This window comes from Effusibacillus pohliae DSM 22757 (genome assembly GCF_000376225.1).
Taxonomy (GTDB): domain Bacteria; phylum Bacillota; class Bacilli; order Tumebacillales; family Effusibacillaceae; genus Effusibacillus; species Effusibacillus pohliae.
This window is the reverse complement of the sequence record NZ_AQXL01000001.1, coordinates 1-1084: the sequence shown is the minus strand read 5'-3', so window position 1 is coordinate 1084 and position 1084 is coordinate 1. Positions and strand designations below refer to the sequence as shown.

Here is a 1084-nt window from a genome sequence, read left to right as displayed (position 1 = left end):
CTTTGGGACTATCCTTTGTCACGACTGTCGGATCGAGTTCAATCGGGAATGCTCGATTGGGATCCTGGACCCAGTTTGGATCCACCACCACATCCAATACCGCGTTCCCGGAACCATCCGTTCTCAACTGATAAGATGCGGTTGTTGAACGATGTTTCGAATCGACCAAAAAAGGCTTTTGCAAAACAAAGAGAGGTTCCTTCTCACCGGTTTTATAGAAAAGCACCGTTCCGTCGGGCTGAGGCTGATACGTCAGGTTTTCCAGTTTCAGTTCATACGAGAACGTCGTTGGAGCCTTTGCGCTTTTTAGCACGATCGTTTCTTTCAGACCATTCGGGATGACCGCATAAGAAAGGTCGGTATCGGGGGCTGCATTCACATAATCAATCCGGTTGCCCTTGACATTACCTTTTACCGCAATCCCGAAGGTGGGACGGAAAGACAGCGCGGAACCTTTCTCGTCAATCCGAAAGAAGCCAGCATTCGCCACCGATGGAAGGCCGACTGAAAATTTGTTCGCCTTATTTTTATAGGTTCCATTCGAATCCGATGCCAAGTTTGAATCAATCGGAAGCCACTTGCCGGTTTGCGCGTCCTTATAGTGCACCGGTTCCATATACACCTTTTCGGTGAACGAACCATCCGGGTTTACATACCGTTTCGATGTGGCCGTCCGAAACTGCTCCAGCTCTTGCGGACCCTTCCGTGGTGATGTGAAAGAAACATCGTTTTTCGGTTCCTGAACTGTTTTCGGGACCGTTACCGGAGAATCCGCTTCTCCGGCCTTTGTCAGTTTTGAAAGTCCAGGAATTGGACTTAAGATAAGTAAGAGTGACAAAATCGGAATCACGACAGTTCGTAATCCGAACTTTCGCATTTTCATAAAACTCCTCCCAACAAACAAAAATAAGAAAAATTTAGAACAATCACTTGAAAAAGAGAAGATCAGGAACCAGAACCATTGATCGATATGTAGGACTGCTCACCACCTGGTCAAGTCCGGATTTTTGTGTAAATTCTTTTTGGGTTGGAGTTTCTCTGTCCATGGCTTTGCCCAGGCTGAATTGAACCGCATCAGGAGAGA

General features: G+C 47.0%; 1 protein-coding gene. It reads right to left on the bottom strand.

The features are described 5' to 3' along the window. Positions 1-883, bottom strand: an 883-nt coding sequence (locus C230_RS18765) for a hypothetical protein (RefSeq protein ID WP_040392258.1), incomplete at its 3' end; no start/stop codon positions are given. Between the last annotated feature and the right edge of the window lie 201 nt (positions 884-1084).